The organism is Bordetella sp. MIP270_01_BMS, assembly GCF_054958705.1.
This window is the reverse complement of sequence record NZ_CM143297.1, coordinates 416254-436043: the sequence shown is the minus strand read 5'-3', so window position 1 is coordinate 436043 and position 19790 is coordinate 416254. Positions and strand designations below refer to the sequence as shown.

At 64.2% G+C, this 19790-nt stretch carries 15 protein-coding genes; 4 read left to right on the top strand and 11 right to left on the bottom strand.

What is annotated here, in order from left to right; all coding sequences use genetic code 11:
• Window positions 1-16: 16 nt before the first annotated feature.
• The 6 genes from ACV17W_RS02065 to galU all read right to left on the bottom strand — a co-directional run bounded on the left by ACV17W_RS02065 (window position 17) and on the right by galU (window position 10408).
• Window positions 17-6685, bottom strand: coding sequence for a YadA-like family protein (locus ACV17W_RS02065; protein ID WP_462594803.1), 6669 nt, complete (start codon window positions 6683-6685; stop codon window positions 17-19).
• 366 nt (window positions 6686-7051) lie between these two features.
• Complete coding sequence (locus ACV17W_RS02060) at window positions 7052-8041, bottom strand: helix-turn-helix transcriptional regulator (protein WP_462594802.1); 990 nt, start codon at window positions 8039-8041, stop codon at window positions 7052-7054.
• 297 nt (window positions 8042-8338) lie between these two features.
• Window positions 8339-8530 (bottom strand): hypothetical protein, encoded by a 192-nt coding sequence (locus ACV17W_RS02055; protein WP_462594801.1) that lies wholly within the window; start codon window positions 8528-8530, stop codon window positions 8339-8341.
• A gap of 35 nt (window positions 8531-8565) precedes the next feature.
• Complete coding sequence (locus tag ACV17W_RS02050; RefSeq protein ID WP_462594800.1) at window positions 8566-8973, bottom strand: hypothetical protein; 408 nt, start codon at window positions 8971-8973, stop codon at window positions 8566-8568.
• Window positions 8974-9019: 46 nt separating this feature from the next.
• Window positions 9020-9487: a low affinity iron permease family protein gene (locus ACV17W_RS02045; protein ID WP_462594799.1), complete on the bottom strand. Its 468-nt coding sequence runs from the start codon at window positions 9485-9487 to the stop codon at window positions 9020-9022.
• Between the two features lie 51 nt (window positions 9488-9538).
• A complete protein-coding gene (gene galU / locus ACV17W_RS02040) occupies window positions 9539-10408 on the bottom strand; it encodes a UTP--glucose-1-phosphate uridylyltransferase GalU (protein ID WP_462594798.1) in 870 nt (289 codons plus the stop codon).
• 201 nt (window positions 10409-10609) lie between these two features.
• Here galU and ACV17W_RS02035 point away from each other — a divergent pair, with 201 nt between their 5' ends.
• Together ACV17W_RS02035 and ACV17W_RS02030 are read left to right on the top strand one after the other, a co-directional pair.
• Window positions 10610-11575, top strand: a complete 966-nt coding sequence (locus tag ACV17W_RS02035; RefSeq protein WP_462594797.1) for a Bug family tripartite tricarboxylate transporter substrate binding protein — start codon at window positions 10610-10612, stop codon at window positions 11573-11575.
• 30 nt (window positions 11576-11605) lie between these two features.
• A complete protein-coding gene (locus ACV17W_RS02030; protein ID WP_462594796.1) occupies window positions 11606-12508 on the top strand; it encodes an NAD(P)-dependent oxidoreductase in 903 nt (300 codons plus the stop codon).
• Between the two features lie 138 nt (window positions 12509-12646).
• Here ACV17W_RS02030 and ACV17W_RS02025 read toward each other — a convergent pair whose 3' ends face one another.
• Complete coding sequence (locus ACV17W_RS02025) at window positions 12647-13588, bottom strand: LysR family transcriptional regulator (protein ID WP_462594795.1); 942 nt, start codon at window positions 13586-13588, stop codon at window positions 12647-12649.
• A gap of 140 nt (window positions 13589-13728) precedes the next feature.
• Here ACV17W_RS02025 and ACV17W_RS02020 point away from each other — a divergent pair, with 140 nt between their 5' ends.
• Entirely contained in the window at window positions 13729-14604 is an 876-nt protein-coding gene (locus ACV17W_RS02020) for a hypothetical protein (RefSeq protein ID WP_462594794.1), read from the top strand.
• Between the two features lie 56 nt (window positions 14605-14660).
• Here ACV17W_RS02020 and ACV17W_RS02015 read toward each other — a convergent pair whose 3' ends face one another.
• The 3 genes from ACV17W_RS02015 to ACV17W_RS02005 all read right to left on the bottom strand — a co-directional run bounded on the left by ACV17W_RS02015 (window position 14661) and on the right by ACV17W_RS02005 (window position 17935).
• A complete protein-coding gene (locus ACV17W_RS02015) occupies window positions 14661-16028 on the bottom strand; it encodes a type II toxin-antitoxin system HipA family toxin (protein ID WP_462594793.1) in 1368 nt (455 codons plus the stop codon).
• Window positions 16025-16324, bottom strand: coding sequence for a helix-turn-helix domain-containing protein (locus ACV17W_RS02010; protein WP_462594792.1), 300 nt, complete (start codon window positions 16322-16324; stop codon window positions 16025-16027). The genes ACV17W_RS02015 and ACV17W_RS02010 overlap by 4 nt, the downstream gene beginning before the upstream one ends.
• 114 nt (window positions 16325-16438) lie before the next feature.
• Entirely contained in the window at window positions 16439-17935 is a 1497-nt protein-coding gene (locus ACV17W_RS02005) for an AMP nucleosidase (RefSeq protein WP_462594791.1), read from the bottom strand.
• Window positions 17936-18176: 241 nt separating this feature from the next.
• On the opposite strand from ACV17W_RS02005, the gene ACV17W_RS02000 reads away from it, so the two are divergent.
• Window positions 18177-18788, top strand: coding sequence for a C40 family peptidase (locus ACV17W_RS02000; protein WP_462594790.1), 612 nt, complete (start codon window positions 18177-18179; stop codon window positions 18786-18788).
• A 40-nt stretch (window positions 18789-18828) separates the two neighbouring features.
• On the opposite strand, the gene ACV17W_RS01995 is transcribed toward ACV17W_RS02000, so the two are convergent.
• Window positions 18829-19764 carry a LysR family transcriptional regulator gene (locus tag ACV17W_RS01995; protein ID WP_462594789.1) on the bottom strand — a complete coding sequence of 312 codons (936 nt, stop codon included), beginning with the start codon at window positions 19762-19764 and terminating at the stop codon, window positions 18829-18831.
• Window positions 19765-19790: the final 26 nt, after the last annotated feature.

Genomic DNA, 19790 nt, shown 5'->3' with positions numbered 1-19790 from the left:
CATGAGGTTCGCGTGCTTACCACTGATAGCCCACCCCCACCGCGCCACCGTAGTCACCGCGCGAGTTCGTATTGCCCGACAGTTTCAACACCCACTTGCCGTTATCCGAAATGGTCGACACGCCCAGGGCGAAGCCCGATTCACCGTTGTAGGTGCCGCCGGCAATCGCGGCCATGCTCTTGCCCGGCAGATATGCCTGCGGCAGGCCCGCCGTGGCCATGGCAGCGGCTACGCCAGCGCTCAGCTTGTTGTCGAGCCTGCTCAGATCGCCGCGCACCTGGTTGACCTGGTTCTGCAGCCCGCTCGTGGCGGCTTCAAGCTGACCGAGATTCACCGCGTCGCCCCGCGATGTGCCAGGCGCCAGATTGGTGATCTTCTTGTTGTTCATATTGATCCCGCTCTGGTTGATCGTCGGACCGTTCTCGATCGCCACTTCCTTGGTCCGTACTTTGTCAGCCTTGACCTCCTTGGCCGTTACGGAATTGACCTTGATATCGGGCGAGACGCTGACCTTGACCGTGTTGTTGCCGTCGGCCGAAGTGGTGCGGGTGATCTGGACGTTGTCGCCATTGGTGAATTCCACTTTGGCGCCCGGCGCCACCTTGCTCGCCCCGTCGCCATTGGCTTCGATCTGCCAGCCAGCATTGGCGATCTGCTCAACGTTCTCGATTTTGTTGGTCAGGTCGTTGTTCACGCCGTTCAACGCATCGTTCACGTTGTTGTAGCTCTTGGAGCCCACGTTCAGCTCGGTCACCAGCTTGCCATTCTCATACTTCGAGTTGCCGCCGAGTGCGTCCGCCACTTGCGTGCCTTGCTCGTGCAATTGCGCGCCGTTGATCGCATCGGTGCTGGTGGCCGAGATTTCGCCCTGCGCCAGGTTGGTGATACGGGTGCCGCCGGTCTTGCCGCCATCGGTCGAGGGCGTGCCTTCCAGGGTGATGGAATTTTTCGGATCTCCCTTGTTGCCGTCATACTTCACGGCACGATCGTCGAGATTCTGGACATTCTGCTCGACATCGCGCAACTGGCTCACGTTCACCGCATCAGTGGGATCCGTGCCCGGCGCGACGTTGGTGATCTTGAATCCGCCTGCGTTGATACCGGTGCTGGCCGAGATGATCACGTTGCCGGCCCTCAAGCCGTCGTTGCCGACGAAGACATTGTTGCCGACGCCCAGCCCCGCGGCAGTCAAGGCCACATCATTGCCGACCTTCACGCCATCGTTGTTGAGCACGGTATCGCCGGCAGTGACCGAATCGACCTGCAGGTCCGGATTCAGATTCACCTTGACGTCATTGCCGTTCTTGGCGATTACAACGTTGCCGTCGTCGTTGGCGAAGTCGACCACATCACCCGGCTTGACCTGGGTCTGGTCCGCTGCCGAGTTGCCATTGACGGACAGCTGCCAACCCGCGCGCGCCACCGTCTCCACGCCCTTGAGCTGGCTCACGTTGACCGCGTCGGTGTCGTTCACCCCTGCCGCGACATTGATGATGCTGGACCCGCCGGCATTGATCCCGCCCCGTGTGATGCTCGGGCCACCGGCAATGGTCAGTCCATTAGACGCCACGCTGGTATCGCCGAGCTTGATGCTGCCATCCGGGCCCAGGTCGAGATTCCTCGCCAGCGCGATCTGAATGCCGCCGGCATTGGTCGTGGTCGTGATGTTGGCATCCGCCCCATTGAACGCGACGGCTTGGCCCAGCTTGCGGTCCAGCGGCGCGCCTGCGTCGGCCGTGAACGTCAGCGGCTTGTCGGCCAGCTCGGTCAGCTGCTCGACGTTGACCGCGTCGTTGTTGTCCACGCCCCTTGCGACGTTCGTGATGCGGTTGCCGCCCATGTTGACGGCGGTGTTGCCGCCCACGGTGAACTCGCCCGGCCTGACGACCAGCGTGTTATTGCCCAGGTTGGTGGTGCCGCCCACGCTCAGGTCATTGGTCACCGCAACGTTGGTCACGTTGATCTGGTTGGCCAGTCCGAACTTCACATCGGCGTCGGCCGCGCCCTTGGTGATCACAATGTTGCCATCGGACGAGGCCAGGTCTACCGCACCGCCCGGCGCAACGTTGGACTGATTGCCGCCTTCGGCCGTCAGGTTCCAGCCGGCATTGGCCACGTTTTCCACGCCTTTGAGCTGGCTCACGTTGACCGCGTCGGTGGCGTTGACACCGGCGGCCACATTGGTGATGGTCGTGCCGCCGGCATTGATGCCGCTGGTGGTGACGCTGGGGCCGTTGGCGATGGTCAGCCCGGTGTTGCCCAGCGCCACGTCCGGCCCGACGGCGACACCCGCGTTGTTGACCAGCGTATCGCCGGTCTTGACGCTGCCGGCCGGGCCCAGATCCAGGTTCTGGGCCAGCGCGATCTGCACCCCGGTTGCCGTGGTCTGCGTCGTGATGTTGCTGTCCGCGCCATTGATTCCCACCTGCTGGCCCAGCTTGCGGTCCAGCGGTGCGCCTGCGTCGGCCGTGAACGTCAGCGGCTTGTCGGCCAGCTCGGTCAGCTGCTCGACGTTGACCGCGTCGTTGTTGTCCACGCCCCTGGCGACGTTCGTGACGCGGTTGCCGCCCATGTTGACGGTGGTGTTCGGGTTCACCGTCAGGTGATTGCTGATGGTGGCGCCACCGGTCAGGTTGGTGTTGCCGGCGACGTTCAGCGTACCGCCCAGCGTCGTGTTGCCACCCACGCTCAGGTTGTTGGTCACATTGATGCTGTCGCCCAGGCCGATCTGCACCTGACCATTCGCGACCTGGGTGACCACGTTGGCGTCCGCGCCCACCACTTGAACGGATTCGCCCAGTTTTTTCTGCACCGTCTGGCCGTCGCCGGCTGTCAGGCCGAAACCCTTGTCGGTCAGTTCCTGACCCTTGTCAGTGAGCTGGCTCACGTTGACCGCGTCGGTGGCGTTGACACCGGCGGCCACATTGGTGATGGTCTTGCCGCCGGCATTGATGCCGCTGGTGGTGACGCTGGGGCCGTTGGCGATGGTCAGCCCGGTGTTGCCCAGGGCCACGTTCGGCCCGACGGCGACACCCGCGTTGTTGACCAGCGTATCGCCGGTCTTGACGCTGCCGGCCGGGCCCAGGTCGAGATTCTTCTTGAGCGCGTAGTCGATGACCGTGTTGCCGTTGGCGGTGCTGCGGACCACCGTCATGTTGTTTTCGCCATTCGCCAGGCCAATATCCACGGTGTGGCCCTGGCCTGTGCTGACGTGCGTTGCCGCGTCGCCATCCGTGCGCACGTTCCAGCCGGTGGCTTTCAGCTGCGCGACGTTGACCGCATCGGTATCGGCAGCGCCAGCCGCGACGCCGGTGATCTGGCGCCGTACGCCGTTGCCGCCGACCGCGACCGCGCCGGTGGTGCTGCGCGTGGCGGTAATGGCGTTGTTGGCGGAACCGCCATTCGCGTTGGGCACGTAGCCCGCCACATTGGCACCGGTGGTCGCCGCACTTCCCGATCCCAGGGCCACGCCGCCGGCGACCGTTACGCTCGATTGATTGCCCATCACGAAAGCGTCGGCTACGGCCACACTGTTGTTATTGCCGATCACGCGGCTGCCCGTGGCGCCGTTGCTCAACACATTATTGTTGCCAAAGGCGCCGGTGTTGCCAGCCGTCAGGACGTTGCCGTTGCCCACCGCCTGGGCACTGGCTCCGCTCACCACATTGTCGTTACCCGTCGCGCTCGAGCCAGCGCCATTGATGGCGTTGGCCGCGCCCAGCGCCAGCCCGCGTTCACCGCCCACCGAGTTGCCTGCACCGAGAGCGGAGCCTTGCCGGCCCGTCACGGCCGTTCCGTCGCCCACGGCCAAGGACTGCTCGGCAGTGGCCTGCGCCGCCCGGCCCAATGCGGTGGAGTTCTTCGCTTCGGCGAGCGCCAACGTGCCGATGGCCACCGCGTTCACATTGTCGGCCATCTCGTCCGGCCTCAGTACCGCCTTGCCGGCCTGCGAGCCCCGGCCCATGGCGATGCCGCTGTCGGCATAGCCCCTGGAATCGGCGCCCGAAGCAATGGCGTTGGCGCCAGAGGCAACCGCCCGGGTTCCGCTGGCGCTGGCATTAACGCCCGAGGCCAGCGAGTTGCTGCCGATGGCGGTCGCGTCGCGTCCGGACGCTTCCGAGTCGAAACCCTGGGCGATGGCGCGTACCTCTGAAGCCAGAGCTCGCTCACCGACGGCAATACCGTTATCGGCGCTCGACTCGGCCTCGGTACCGATCACCACTGAGTTGTGAACGGTCTGGTTGGGGTCCTTCGGATCCGACTGGGCCTTGGTGCCGATGACGATGGAGTTGTCACCCTGGCTGCGGGCCTGGTCGCCCATGGCCACGGCGCTGGCGCCGTATGCAAACGAGTTATTGCCCACCACGGTGGAATTCGCGCCGAGCGCATTGGTATTGTGACCCAGCGCCAGGGCCTCATCGGACTGCGCGTAGGCCTGGTAACCCACTGCCATCGAGGCATCGCCCGTGGCGCTGGCCTCCGGTCCGATGGCCATGGCGTCGCTGCCTGTCGCATTCGAGTTGTCCCGATTGCCTGGTCTGACCGAGTTGACGCTGTAGTAGCGCGACGCGTTGGCGTCGATGCTCTCGTTCATCTGCTGCAGATTGACGGCTTCGCTGGCGCTGGTAGCCGCGGCGACGTTGAGCGTGCCGTCGGCGTTGTACCGGGCTGCATCCGGGGGCAGCACGCTGATTCCACCGCTCGTCACCGCGCCCAGGGCGTCCACCACCGTACCGTACTGGTGAGAATCTCCGTTGGTGTCGACGAGGGTGATCTGGCCGAACTTGCCATCGGCGCCGACCGTGACATTGCCGCCTACCAGGTTTGCGACTTCTTGCTGGGCGCCGCGCAGTTGCCGCACGTTGACGGCATCGTGCTGCGCAGAGCCATCGGCCACGTTGACGATGCGGCGTGTGCTGCCGGTGGCCGTGTTGCCCACCGACACCACGCTGCCGCCCATGAAGCTGCTGCCTGTCAGGTAGCCCACGCCATCTGCGTCGCTCGCTACGGCCGCCGAATTTGAACCCAGGGCGACACCCGTGCCGTCCGAGTACGCGTTCTTGCCTACCGCCACGCCCTGCCCGGCCGCCACGCGTGCCTGCGTGCCCACGGCCACGGCGCCTTCCGCTTGCGCGCTGGCCTCATAACCCATCGCCACGGCGTCGCGCCCGGCATAGCTATTGGCGCCCACCGCGGTGGCATGGTCCACCTGGTTCGCGCTGCGGTTCGCCTGGAATCCGATGGCGACATTCATATCGCCTTCGATACCGCTGCCCGCTTGCGAGCCGACCGCGATGTTGTGATCGCCCTGCACATTCGAACCGGCCTCAAAGCCGAGCGCCAACGATTGGTTCCCCGTGACGCTCTGGCCGGCACGAGTGCCGATGGCGATATGCGAAGTGCGATCATTGGCGGGCGTTCCGAACGTGTTGACCCCCGCACCGGTTCCCAGGGAAATGCTGTTGGCCGCGTGCGCGTGCGCGCCGTCGCCAGCTGCCAGGGTGCTGGCGCCCTGCGCCCGCGATGCCCCCAGGGCGACCGACGAAGTCCCCGAGGCGGCAGACCCTGCGCCCAGCGCTACTGCATTCGCCGCGCTGGCCGCTGCCCCTGCTCCGATCGCTGTTGCGCGAGAGCTGAAGTCGCCGCTGACCGTGGCGCTCGTGCCGACCGCGATGGCGTCTTCCACGAATTCCGAGGTCACCGCCGCCCGGTCGCCGAGCGCCACGGCGCTTTTGCCAGCGGCGCTTGCCTCGCGTCCCACGGCAACGCCGCCTTCAGCGGTAGGCTCGGTCATTGCACCGTCGCCCATGGCGATACTCGAGGCGCCATTGGCTATGGCAGCCGGCCCCACGGCAATAGAGTCTGCACCCGCCGCCAGCGCGTCCGGCTTGGCCGACTGCACGCGGAAGTACTTCACGCCGGTGTAGGGCGCCGCCACGCTGCCCAATCCCAGCTTCGCGAGATGCTGGTTGATGGTGGAGACTTCCTGGTTGGTCACGAACAACTGGCCGCCAGTCACGGCTTCCTTGCTGCCTGCGGTCACTGCGCCATTCTGCAGGTTGGTGATCCGGGCATTGGCCACGTCGATGGCCGTCTTGCCGGCGTTGAATTTCACCGCGTTCGCGTCCAGCGTGGTGATCGCGTTCTGCGCGTTCTGCGCCTTCTGATCGACGGTATGCAGCTGTCCGCCCGTCACGGCATCCTTGCTGCCGGCGGCCATGGTGCCGTCTTGCAGGTTGGTGATTCTTGCGCCCTGCGCGTCGATCTGCGTGCCGGCCGCGTTGAACTTCACGGCGCTATTGTCCAGATCCGAGACCGCGTTCAGCGCGCTGTCGGCCTTCTGGTCTACGGCGTAAACCTGGCGGCCGGTTACGGCTTCGGTGCTGCCCGCATTCAAGGCGGCGTCGTTCAAGCCGCTTACCGTGCCGCCCTGGTCGAACACGATACTGCCGGCGCCGCCGCTGAACAAGATTTCGTTGCCATCCCATTGGCCGGGTGTACTGCTGTCCGGAATGGTCACATCGGCTTGCGCTGCACCCATGGCGCCCGCGACTGTCATCGCCAGGGCGGCTCGCGCCAATATGCGCGCCCCGGAAGACCGTTTGCCACGGGCCTTGACCGTTTCGGCGACGGCAACAAAGGTACCCGTCTTTTCGCACCAAACACTGCGGTATGTCTTGTTCATGCTCAGCTCTACTCTATTCAATGATCAATAGGACGGGGTAAAGCGGCGCCCCGGAAGGCAGATTGGTTATCAGTTGCCGGTTTGCCGCCCGACTTTTGAAGGCGGCATGGGGTCTGTTAGGTCAACTTTGAATCTGCATACCGCCACGCCTGGACGTTGCGGAAACCGGTTAATGAGCACTGGCTGAAAAACCGACGCGCTCATTTACGCGGCGGTTGTATGTTCTCTTTCGCGCGCCTTTATTGATTAGTTTTTTTGCGCACGAAACTGGAGTCAGAACGCATCACAAATACAAGCATTGTTAATGTGGTGCGTGGAGTAATGGTACGGGGCTGGCATTAATGCCAATTCAGTATCCGTACGGTTTCAAGCTTCAATGGCGAAGCCTTGACGACGCGCCTGGCCAGGGGTGATTCCGTAGAGTTCGCGGAATACCTTGCCAAAATAAACAGGATCGGCGAAACCACAGTTCCAGCAGATCTCTGCGATGCTCTGATGCGAGTACTTTGCGTCCATGAGCATCTTCATTGCTTGCCGCAGGCGTCTTTCACGCAGGAAAGAAACGAATGTGACCCCCTGGCCGTAACGGGAGAAAAGATTCTGTATATAACGGGGCGACACCTGGAAGTGACTCGCGACCACGTCAGAGCTCATGTCCGGCATTGCGTGGTGGTCGGACACCCAGGCACAGATGTTCCTGTACAGCAATTCCCCGCGACTTTGCGCGCGCTGCTCTACGTCGTCGCGCCTTATCCACGAACGTGAGCCATTGAGCCGCTCACGCAACGCCCGACGCAACAGGGCCATGAGTTGCTGCTCCACCAGCGCCTCTCCGGATTCCTCGCGGCAGACGAACGTCAGCGTCGCCGCGTCCAGAGTTTCCAGATACGCCTGCAACAGGCGGCCCCAGGCGTTTTCGAGCGGAATATTTTCTGTGCGCTGTGTAAGCAGTTTGCGGTCGTGCGGCGACATGGCCGCCTCGCGCAGCAATAGCGCCGTACCTCGAAAATCATGGAAACTCGCGGGGCTGACATCGTCGCCCCGGATCAGCGTCAGTTGGCGTTCGTCCAGCGCCAGAAGCGTATCGCGCGACAGCACGCTGATACGCTGCCGCGAGTAGACCAATAGCCAGGTTCCCGGCGATCGCAGGTGCTGCAGCGCCACACCGGCGCCCGCATAGCGCGCCGCGTCGGGCGCCGAGCGCCACGGGGTGCCGGCGGCATCGGCGGCGTCGAATCCATTGGAAATCAACACAGCGAAGTCGCTCTGGCGGATATTGAATACGGCAGCGCCCGATTCCTGGCCGCACTTTGCGGCAGCGGGCGGGGAGAGAGAATAATCAAGAGATGCTCGCACGGCGGGCCACCTTCCACTTTCTACGAAAAACCGCGGCGGTGACCGCGGCAAGCCGCTGATTCTTGTAAGAGTGGATTATTATGTCCTGCAGTGGATAGTTCTGTACGCACAAAATTGCGTTTTGAAGGGCTATAAACCACAGGAATTGCAAAGCCGGGCTGCAGAAAATGAATTTAACCCCGCTAAAATATATTTGACACTTGAATAATCGCCGGGTCAATTTAATTAATCGTTAATCTGGCAATATTTACAATGTTTGAATGCCGCCCGTCTCCGGGCGGCGGCATTCCATGGTTTTCACGCCAGGTCGATGCCATCCGGTGAGGCGGGATTCGGCCCTTGCGGCGTACCCGGTATGCGCTCCGGGTCGAACGGAGGGGTGTCGGTGTCGGGCGTCGGCTTGTCCGGCGCGGGCTGGCCCGGCCAGTTGGGTTCGCCTGGGGGCACCCCTGGCGGGCCGGCAGGTTCACGGTGATTCGCCAATTTCATATGAGTCTCCTTGTTGAACGTCGGAATCGCGGGTATCAGCGCCCGCCCGCCCCCAGCTTGTGTCCGCCAGACCCGGCGCGCCCCCCGGGGACCTGCTTATCGGCATCGGACTTACCACCCTCGACCGTTCCCTGGCCGCCGGGCATGGGTTGGGACTGGCCCTGGGCGGGAGCGCGTTGTTCACCGGGCGCCGGATTCGGCGGTTGCAAGCGTTCGCCCTGACTGGCGCTGGGCCGTTGCGGGTTCGAGTCGCTTTGTCCTTGGGTAGAGGACGAGCCGTCCTGGGTGCGTGCGCTGTCGGGCATAGGCCGCGATCCGGGTTCGGCGCTGGCTGGGCCCGCCTGCCCGGGCGGCTGGCTCGCGCCGGTTACCAGCGGCGCCGCGAGGATCAGCCATCCGCCCAGCAGCGCGGCCATCAACTCTTTACGTGAAGTCTCGACCATCGTGTGCTCCTTATCAAAGGCGGCCGACCGAGGGCCGCGGTTCCTGCTATCGGCCTGCCCTGCGCTCGCGGGCCGCCACCGCCAACCGGCGGTACTTTTCGACGATCTCATCAAGCTCGTCTTCTTCCATGTCTTCGATGTCCACCAGCCGTTCATTTGCGCCCTTCATTGACATCAGCAGCTCGTCCAGCTTGACGTGCACGGCGCGGCTGTCTTTGTTCTGGTTCTGCTGAATCAGGAAGACCATCAGGAACGTGATGATGGTGGTGCCCGTGTTGACGACCAATTGCCATACTTCGGAAAATCCGGCCCAGGGACCGGCCGCGGCCCACATCACGATCATCAGCACGGCGATGCCGAACGCAACCGGCGAACCGGTGGCTCGCGCGACCGAACTGGCGAAATGGTCGAACGCGCGAGTGATGCGCGACTGCGTACGCCCAGCCGACTGCCGAGGCGCTTCAGGATCGTAGCCAGCGACATTCGGTTCGCCGGTATGCGTCAGGTGCTTCATGTTTCCTCCCGAACACACGCAAATCGGGGGTTGGCGGCCCCCCTGCATGAATCAATCTCCTCCCACCAGCACGGCGTCGTCCGCCTTGACGCCCAAACCGTGGTATTTGCGCCCAAGATCCATCGTGGCCTGAAAAAATCCGGCTTTGCTGCCGCAGTCGTAGCGCACGCCTTCGTATTGATAGCCGAACACGTTGCGCTCACGCAGCAGGCGCGCGATGCCGTCTGTAAGCTGAATCTCTCCGCCCACGCCGGCCTGAGTGGCTCGCAACAGGTCGAAGATTTCTGGCTCGAGTACGTAGCGCCCGACCACTGCCAGCGTCGTCGGAGCCCGAGCCGGCTGAGGTTTTTCGACGATGCCCTGCAGGCGCGAGGTCCGCGCGTCGACGCGGTGGCCCGAGATGATGCCGTACTTGTCGGTCTGGTCGCGAGGCACGCTCTGGATGGCGAGCATGCTGCCGTCATGGCGGCGGGCGGCGTCTATCAATTGCGCGGTGGCTGACACATCCGCATCGATCAAATCATCTGCCAGCAGCACGGCGAACGGCTCGTCGCCCACGATATGGGCGGCGCAGAGCACCGCATGGCCCAGGCCCAGCGGGGCCGCCTGGCGGGTGTAGATGCAAGTCACATGCGAAGGGATGACATTGCGCACGGTCTCGAGCAGCGCCGTTTTGTGCTTGGCCAGCAGGCCGGCCTCAAGCTCGGGAACGCTGTCGAAATGGTCTTCTATGGCTCGCTTGTTCCGCCCTGTGACGAAGATCAGTTCCGTAATTCCGGCCGCCACCGCCTCTTCCACCGCGTACTGGATCAGCGGCTTGTCTACGATGGGCAGCATCTCTTTAGGCATGGCCTTGGTCGCTGGCAGGAAACGGGTGCCCATGCCCGCGACAGGGAATACGGCTTTGCGGATTGGTTTCATGACGATCTCGACAATGGGATGGTGGCCCGATCTAGCAAACCGCGTGCCCGAGCGTTATGCCAAAAACCATGAGGCTGGTATGCACAGAATGAGGGCATGGCTGTGCACCCGAGTGGCTAGTATCGGATGAGCCCGAGACAGGGCGACGGGCGGCACAGCGCTGTGCAAGTGCCGGGCCCGGGATTACCAAGGAGACTCGACATGTTGCGCTTACTTGCAAGTTGCATGGCCGCCTTGACTTTGGCCGCCCCCGTGGCGGCTCAGGAATTTCCCACCCGACCGATCACCATTATTGTGGGCGTCGCACCAGGCGGCACACTGGACACGCTGGCACGCCTGATCGGCAATTCCCTGTCCAAGACGCTCAAACAACCCGTGGTGGTCGAAAACACCACCGGCGCGGGCGGTCTGATAGGCATGCAGCGCCTCATGAAGTCCGAGCCGGACGGCTACACGCTGATGTTCAGCAATCTGTCGATGGCCATCATTCCCCTGCTGAATCCGGACGCCGGCGTCGATCCGGTGCGGGATCTGGCCACCGTGGGCACCGTGGCGACCGTACCGATGGTGCTTGCGGTGAGCAACAAGAGCGGCATCAAGAGCCTTCCGGACCTGCTGACACGCATGAAGTCCCCACCGCGCCTGAATTTCGGCTCTGGCGGCCCCGGCACCACGGCTCATCTGGCGGAGGGGATGTTCCTGCACCTGTCCGGCAGTCAGGGGGAACTTATCCAGTATCGCGGGTCCGGGCCCGCCTTGGCTGACCTGATGGCCGGCGTCATCGAGGGGGTGCTGGACCAGACCGTGACCATCATGCCGCTGCACCAGGATGGCCGCGTTCGCGCGGTGGCCGTGTCCACCCCGCAACGTCTGCCGCAGATGGCCGACGTGCCGACTTTCGCGGAAGGCGGCCTGCCTCAATTCGACCTGTCGATCTGGAACGGCGTGGTCGCGCCCAAGGGCACACCACGCCCCGTCATTGACAAGCTGGCCGAGGCACTTTCGGTGGTCATCGACAGCCCGGAATTCAAGAGCCGCCTGGAACAGCTCGCGGCCCAGGCTCCCAGTCCGGCCGAGCGCGGCCCCGACCCCTTTGCCAAATTGCTGGCGCAGGACAGCAAGCGGGTGGCCGACCTGGCCCAGCAAATCGGCCTGCGCCCCCGTTGACCTCGATCAATCACCCACGAAGGAATAGACATGCCTGAAACCACCTATGGCTTCATCGGGCTGGGCAATATGGGCGGGCCGATGGCCGGCCGTCTGCTCGACGCAGGCTACACGCTGTCGGTCTATGACACCCAGCGCGCCGCCGTCGACGCCCTGCAGGCAAGAGGTGCGCGTGCCTGCGCCGGTGTTCGCGAGCTGTGTGACAGCGTTGATACGGTGTTCCTGAGCCTGCCCACCCCCGAAATCGTGCAGCAGGTGACGCTGAATGCTGACGGCGTGATCAGCGGAACGCGCGCGCGCCGCATTGTTGACCTTTCCACCATCGGGCCGCGCGTGGCGCGACTGGTGGCGCAGGCGCTGGCCGAACGTGGCATCACCTACATCGACGCGCCGGTGAGCGGCGGCGTAGGCGGGGCCATCCGCGGAACCCTGGCCGTGATGGCGGCGTGTCCGCGCGCCGACTACGACGCGCTGGAACCCACGCTGAAGCATTTCGGGCCCGTGTTCTACCTCGGCGACCAGGCCGGCATGGGCCAGAGCATGAAGCTCGCCAACAACCTGCTGTCGGCGGCGGCGGTGGCCATTACGTCTGAAGCCATGGCCATGGGGGTCAAGGCCGGACTGGACCCGGCAGTGATGCTTGACGTTATCAATGCGGGCTCGGGGCGCAACACGGCCACGCAGGACAAGTTTCCCAAAGCCGTCCTGACCGGCACATTCGATATAGGATTTGCCGCTCGGCTTGCCTACAAAGACGTACGCCTGTGCGTCGATGAGGCCGAGGCGATCGGGGTACCCATGGTCGTGGGTTCGGCTGTACGCGAAATGCTCGTGCTGACCACGGCGCTTTGCGGCGAACAGGCCGATTTCACTCACGTCGCCAAAGTGGTGGAAACCTGGAGCGGCGTACCAATACGCGCGCGCCAGTCCTGACGAGCGGGCAGGCGCAGCAGCGCCCGCCGGGGAGCCGGCCCCGGCGGCCCGATCCCCCGCGCCGCCCCGGGGTCGTGCGCGGCGCTCACGCCGCACTGCCGCCTCGTCGGAAAGCCGGCACAACCGCGATATCCGCCGCTATGAAAACACCGAAGCGGCGGGTGTCCAGCGTCCCTGTTCCACCAGGTCGCGGATCTGGCGGCGCAACAGGGTGCCGAGGGCCCGCACCGCGTGGGTTGACGGGCGCTGGGTCGACGTGGCGATGACCAGCGAACGCGTGATGGTGGGCTGCACGATGCGCCAGATGCGCATGCGCCGCTGCGCAATCTGCGACGCCACGCAGGCGTACGACAGCACCGCATAGCCCAGCCCGCTTTCCACCAGCCGCAGCATGGAGTGCATGGCGTCGATTTCCAGCTCGACGTTTGGTGACAGCCCAATGCTTGACAGGGATTCGTCGACCAGCACGCGAATGCCGTGCGGCCGGCTGGGAAGAATCATCGGTATGCGGCTCAACCGCGCGGCGGGCACCGGGCCGCTGCCTACGCCCGCGGGATCGCTCGCCGGCCCGAGCAGGAACAGTTCGTCAGTCAGCAACGCCTCGGTGGGCAGGGTCGGGATACTCAGGCGCGGGGCGTCGTACAGGACCGAGATGTCGGTACGCCCGGCGGCAAGCCATTCCAGCACGTGTCCGCTGTACCCCTCCATGAACTTCAGCGACATGCCCGGATAGGCACGGCGAAAGGCTTCGATCAAGGACACCGACAGTACGGTGGAAATCGAAGCGGGCATGCCCAGCACGACCGGGCCGGCCGGCGCGCCGCCAATCGCCCTGACGGCAATGGCAGCGCCCCGGGCGGTATCGACCAGCCCCCTCGCATATTGTTCGAGCAGGGCCCCCGCCTCGGTGAGCGTGACGCCCCGGCCCGTACGGTGGAACAGCGCCACGCCCAATTCGTCTTCCAGCGCCTTGACCTGTCGGCTGAGTATGGGCTGGCTGATGGACAAACGCATCGCCGCGCGCGAATAGGCGCCCGCCTCGGCGATCGCGATGAAAAGTTCCAGTTGCCGCAGTTCCATGTCGCGCCCTGCTCTCGGGTAAGCTGCCGTCTCAGAGTAATGGCACTTTACTGCAACGTGGGCCTTCCCCGGTGATCCAGTACGATGCCATCGACGCCGTTCCACCCAGACCCCAAGGCTGGCATGCCTACTTCGCTTACATGACCGCATTTGATGTTTTGATGGCGGGCTACTATCTCGCGGTCGATCCGCTGCTGACGCGCTGGCGCAAGCCCGCCCGGCTGCGCGAGTGGCCGGCCACCCATCCGCTGCCGTCCATCCCCTTGGCCCTGCGCGCCGACGAGGCCACCGGCAAGGCCGCGCAACAGACGTTGCGCCGCTTCAGCCGTATCGCAAAGCGCTACGACATGCAGCCCATCCAGCATCAGTCCAGCTCGCCCGGATCACGGGCCACTCCGATGCTGCTCGACTTGTCGGCCTGTGATGGCCGTCCGGGGTTCGAAGCACTGCTGCGTCGTCGGTCCAATCGAACCCTGGCCAAGATCCGCCATGCCGAGCGCCTGGGCTACCAGGTCGCCCGGTTCGCTCTGCCGATGCATGTGCATGACGTGCATGCCGTCAAGACCTCCATGGCCGTACGCAGCGGCGGTCCGGTGCTGGCGCGCTGGCTGCTGAAACCGGGGCATATCGCTGAACCCGCACGATCGGCGTGCAGCGTGCCCGAACCGGACTGTGCCACCCACTGGACTCTCTGGTGGGGGGTCTTCCTTCCCGAGCCGGGCCACCGCAACGGCCCGCTGCAGACCGACCGCCGCCTGGTGGCCTACGTGAAGCTGGCACGCTGCGGCGACATCGTGCATTACCTGGATCTGATGGGCCATAAAGACCATCTGGCCCAGGGTGTAATGCCCTTGATGCATGCCGCGATCGTCAATTGGTTGCTCGATGCCGAGCAGGCCAGTTCGGCGGGCGCGCGTGCCGTCTGGTATGGCGCGCTCGAGCATGGCGGCCCGGGCCTGCTGACTTGGAAAAAGCGGTCTGGCTTCCAACCGGTACGCGTAGTATTGCAGCCCTGACCGGTCCGGACGGCCCCGGGGCCCTGGCGCTCGTGCGCCGCCGGGCGCCCCGGGTGTCAGTTCAGTTGACGGCCTCGGGGCGACGCCCGTACCGATTTCACCATGGGATGCGCGCGAAAATGGGCCAGCAGATTCTGCCGCTGCCGAGGCGTGAGTGGTGCCGTTTCAATCATGCCTGGCCAGCGCGCATGGGCCGCCTTGACGCAGTCTGCCACGGCGCGCGAGGCGGGTTTCTCGGGTATGCCGAGGCCGGCGCAGAAAGCGCGCAGCATCGCGGGCGACAGGCCCGGCTTCGAACCCCATGCCGCATCCGCGCGGCGCCGTGGTTGCAAGTGGGCCGGCACGATATGCAGGGCGTGCCCCTGGCAGGCATGATAGGCGGCGTATCCGACAATATCGTAGGCCGGCGCCAGCCGGGGTGTCCGTCCGTCGGGATACACGACGCCCAGGTTCTTCAGGTGCATGTCCGGGTTGCCCAGCATTTCGTTGACCGCCATGCGACGCAGCAGTTCATGGACGGCCGGCTCACCCATCGAATCGAAAGCCAGCAGCACGGCGGCCACGTCCAGATACGTTGCGGCGCGGTATTTTTCTTCGGGCATTGCACCCAGGATCTGCGCGAAGTCTTCGCAATGCACGCGCCGCCCCGGCTCGCGGTCGTAGCGCACTACGGCAAGAAACTGCGTGCGGGCGTCGGCGGCGCCCAGGTCGTAGCCATGCTCGGCTGCCAGATTCTCGAGCGGTTCCAGATAAGCGTGGCACACGTCGACGCCAGCGGCTGCGGCGAGCTGCAGCGAGAGCGCTTCGAGCTCGGGCAGCAAAGGCTGCCCCACCACGGGCAGCTTGGCGATGATGTGAGTATCGTGGTCGCGCGTGCGCCCCACATAACGCTGCCCCTGCTTGATCACGCCCAGTTTGGGCTGCACCCCCGACAGCGACACGCCCTGTTCCATAGGATCGGCGGTGACCGTCATTTCGAGCGCGTCCTGGTCCTGGGTGACATAGTGCGCCAAGGCATCGCGCGAGAGTTCCACGGGCCGGGCGTATACATTGCCCGGCAGGTCGGCCCCGCACGCGGCCAGCATTTCGAAATGGTCTCTGGGATCGCATCCGCGTATGCGGGCCACGTGGTCGCGGAATACCCCTTCGGGAAGCAAGTTCTGGAAGAAGGCGGGCAGCAGCCAGCCGTTCTGGGACGAATAGCGCCCGTTGAGCGGCTGGCTGCGCACATCTGCCCAGAAAGCCGACTGATCCTGGGCCGAGGCCGCCAGATACGCGGCCGACAACACCGGTGCGTCCTGAAGGCGTGCGAACGCATCGTCGGCCACGAAGCGGGTGACGACCTCGGCGCCCGGCATGCGGTATTGAAACAGCACGCCGACGCGCTGCAAGCCGATGAATACGGCCAACGCCTGGACATTCATTCAGATCCCTCGCGCAGTTGTCGGCGGGCCAGCTCCACCCGCGTGGGCACCTTGGCCGGCTCGGGCTCAACGCGGTCAATCGCGCCTGCAGCGCCCTTGGGCACCAGGGCCAGCCGCAAGCCGAGGCGGTCGGCCAAAGCCAACAGCGTGCTGAGCTTGAAGTCTTGCTCACCGCTGAGCACATTGGTCAGCGTACGCTGGGACACCCCCGCGGCTTCCCGCAAAGCGAGTTGCGTCAGCCCCTGTTGCTGCAGGCGCACGCGCAGGGTGTGCGCGATGTCGGACAAGGTGTTCATGGCATCAAAGTAGTGAATTCGCAATAATTACTACTATACTGCCATACGGGCCTGCCGGCCATCGCATATTGGCAATAAAGTAGTGTTTTCTATGAAATTACTACTTCATAGCCATCACTGGAAGGCGGTTTCCATGAAGGTTCGAAGCTTGCGTGAATGCAGGCGCTCCGAAGGCATGTCTCGCAGGCGTTCCAGCGCGCGTATGCCGATTTCGAGATGCTGGTTGACCTGGTCGCGATAGAACGCGCTGGCCATACCGGGCAGCTTGAGTTCGCCATGCAACGGCTTGTCGGACACGCACAGCAGCGTGCCGTAGGGCACCCGAAAACGGAAGCCATTTGCCGCGATCGTGGCCGATTCCATATCGAGCGCAATCGCGCGCGACTGCGTGAACCTCTGTACCAGCTCATCGTGATCGCGCAGTTCCCAGTTGCGATTGTCGATGCTGGCAACCGTGCCGGTTCTCATGATGCGCTTCAGTTCCCAGCCCGACAGACCGGCAACCTCTTCCACCGCCTGCTCCAGCGCCACCTGCACTTCGGCCAGCGGCGGCACCGGCACCCAGGTGGGCAGGTCGTCGTCCAGCACGTGGTCTTCGCGCACATAGCCGTGCGCCAGCACGTAATCCCCCAGCCGCTGCGAGCCGCGCAGGCCCGCGCAGTGACCCAGCATCAGCCAGGCGTGGGGCCGCAGCACGGCAATGTGATCGGTAATCGTCTTCGCGTTGGACGGCCCCACGCCGATATTGACCAGTGTGATTCCCGCATGGTTGGGGCGCACCAGGTGGTACGCCGGCATCTGGGGCAAGCGCAAACCGCCGGTCGGAGGCGACTGCGGCGTGGTATCGCCGCGATGTGTGACGCGATTGCCCGGCTCTACCAGTGCATCGTAATCGCCCTCGCCACTGGCCATCAGGGCACGCGCCCGGGCGCAGAACTCGTCTACGTAGAACTGGTAATTGGTGAACAGGACGAAGTTCTGGAAATGGCTGGGCGCCGTGGCCGTATAGTGCTGAAGCCGATGCAGGGAATAGTCAACGCGCGGCGCGGTAAACGGCGCCAAGGGCCGCGGTTCGCCGTCGCGGCCCCGCCACGAGCCATTGACGATGGCATCGTCAGTAACGGCCAGGTCCGGTACGTCGAAAAGATCACGCAAAGGGCGTCGCATGCTTTCAAGACGCTCACCTTCGACGTACGCTCCCTCGGGAAATGCGAAATGCAACGGAATGGGCGAGTCCGACTCGCCCACTTCAACGGGCACGCGATGGTTCTGCAGCAGCAGCCCGATCTGTTCCACAAGGTAGTCGCGGAACAAGTCGGGCTGTGTCACGGTGGTCTGGTAGATGCCGGGTTCGGCCACATGCCCGAACGACAGGCGCGTGTCGATCGGATCATAAGTCGCCACTGCGATCCGTATGGCCGGATAGCAGGCCCGTACCGGCCCGGGCAGGTCTCGCCCATTGACCACGTCCTGAAAGGCGCTGCGGATATACGCCGTATTGCGGGCGTAGATCTCCACAAGCCTTTCGACCGCCGCGGCGGCGTCCTGGAAAGGCTCGAAAGCCCGGGGCTCCGGGCGATGGATAAAAGCGGCTGAAAAGTCAACTGTCATATTGCGGGTCCGGAAGGGAATCGTGCCGTGCGCGCCATCGGACGATTATGCCCTACGCGCCTGTGACGACCCTTCAGAGGCTCAAGCTGCCCGCATCTGCGCACATTCCCCTAGTAATAACCCGCAAATGCAAAAAAACGTCAATCCTGTAAAATGCGGCGAAGCCTGTTGCAAAGGCGCCACATTTCGCCGGCTTGACGCAGTCAGCCATCTTCGCCCGCCCGATTTCCGAACTGTCGCAATGACTCCACCGACGCGAAAAGTCCGTTCCGTCCTGTCCGCCCTACCCGCTTTCCTGGCCGCGCCTCTCCTTGCCGCCAGCCTTACCTGGTCTCCCCCCGCCCAAGCCTCCATCGCCACCGATGCCATTGCATCGTTGCATGGGCTGCGCCTTTTCGATCCCCTCACCGTCCCATCCCTTTCCGAAATGGTGGTGCGAGCCGGGCTCGAAACGCTGGGCACGCCCTACGTCTGGGGGGGCGACGACCCCGCCGCCGGCTTCGACTGCAGCGGTCTGACGCAATTCGTGTACCGGGAAATCGCCGGCGTGGAACTCCCACGCACGGCGCGTGCCCAGCGCCTGGAAGGCACTGCCGTCAGCAAAAAGCAATTGCAACCCGGCGACCTGGTGTTTTTTGCCACGCGCCGGCGGGGCGGCGTGTCGCACGTCGGGATTTATATCGGCCAGAACCAGTTCGTGCACGCGCCGACACGTGGCGCCCGCGTCCGCGTCGACAGTCTCGACAACCGGTACTGGTCGCGCAATTACGTTGCGGCCCGACGGTACCTGGATACCGCACCCGGCGCCCAACCCCAGGGCCAACTGCTCGCTTCGGCGAGCGCGTCGCGCTGAGCTTCACGGACGGCTGCACCGCCAGCAGCCGGCCTGCTTTTCATTCGTGGGCCATCGCCTTCACGGCCGCGTGTAAATAACGCAGCACGATGTCGCGGTTATTGCATGGCGGCCTGGCCTTGCACCAGACGGCGCCAATATCCATGGTGGGCACGACCTCGCTGACATTGCACCGCAATATGCGGCGACCCTCCAGCGACCATGGCCTGTAGACCAGGTCCGACAGTATCGCAATGCCTTTCTGAAAGGCCACCATGCTGCGCACAGCCTCCAGCGATTTGCTCTGGAAATACACGTTGGGCCTCAGCTGGTGCCGCACCCAGTACTTTTCCATGGTGTCGATGTGCTCATCCATGTCGAGCAGGACGTAGTCATAACGCGCCACGTCGTGCAGGCTGACCTTCGACCTCTGCTGCAACGGATGATCTGGATGGGTCCAGAGCCGCCGCGGCGATTTGAGCATGATGTCGTATTCCAGATCGTCGTTCTCGGTCAGGTTCGACACAATGACCAGGCCCAGGTCCAGGTCGCCCTCGAGTAGCGCGCGCTCAATGCTGGGCCGGTCGGTTTCCACCATCTGCAGGCGCAGATGCGGGAAGCGCTGCTCGGCCGTGGAGATCACGCTGGGCACCACATAGGCCGAAATAGTTTCCGTGACACCGATCCGCAACTGGCCGGTGACGTCGCTGGGCGCCGACCGTATATCGTCGATGGCGCGCGCGGCCGCGTTGGCCACATTGCGCGCATGCGACACGAACCGCTCGCCCGTCTCGGTGAGCCGCAACCCTTTGGCATGACGGACGAACAGCGACACGCCCAGCGTCTGCTCCATGCCCCGCAACGCCACGGTCACGGAAGACTGCGACACATTGCAGCGCAGGGCAGCCTTGGACACCTGCCCCGTTTCTGCAAGCGCCAGAAAGTACTCGAACTGCCGCAGGGTAACTGCGCGCCCTGGCCCGTCGACAATATTCATGCTATCTATATTGCATATTAAAGAAT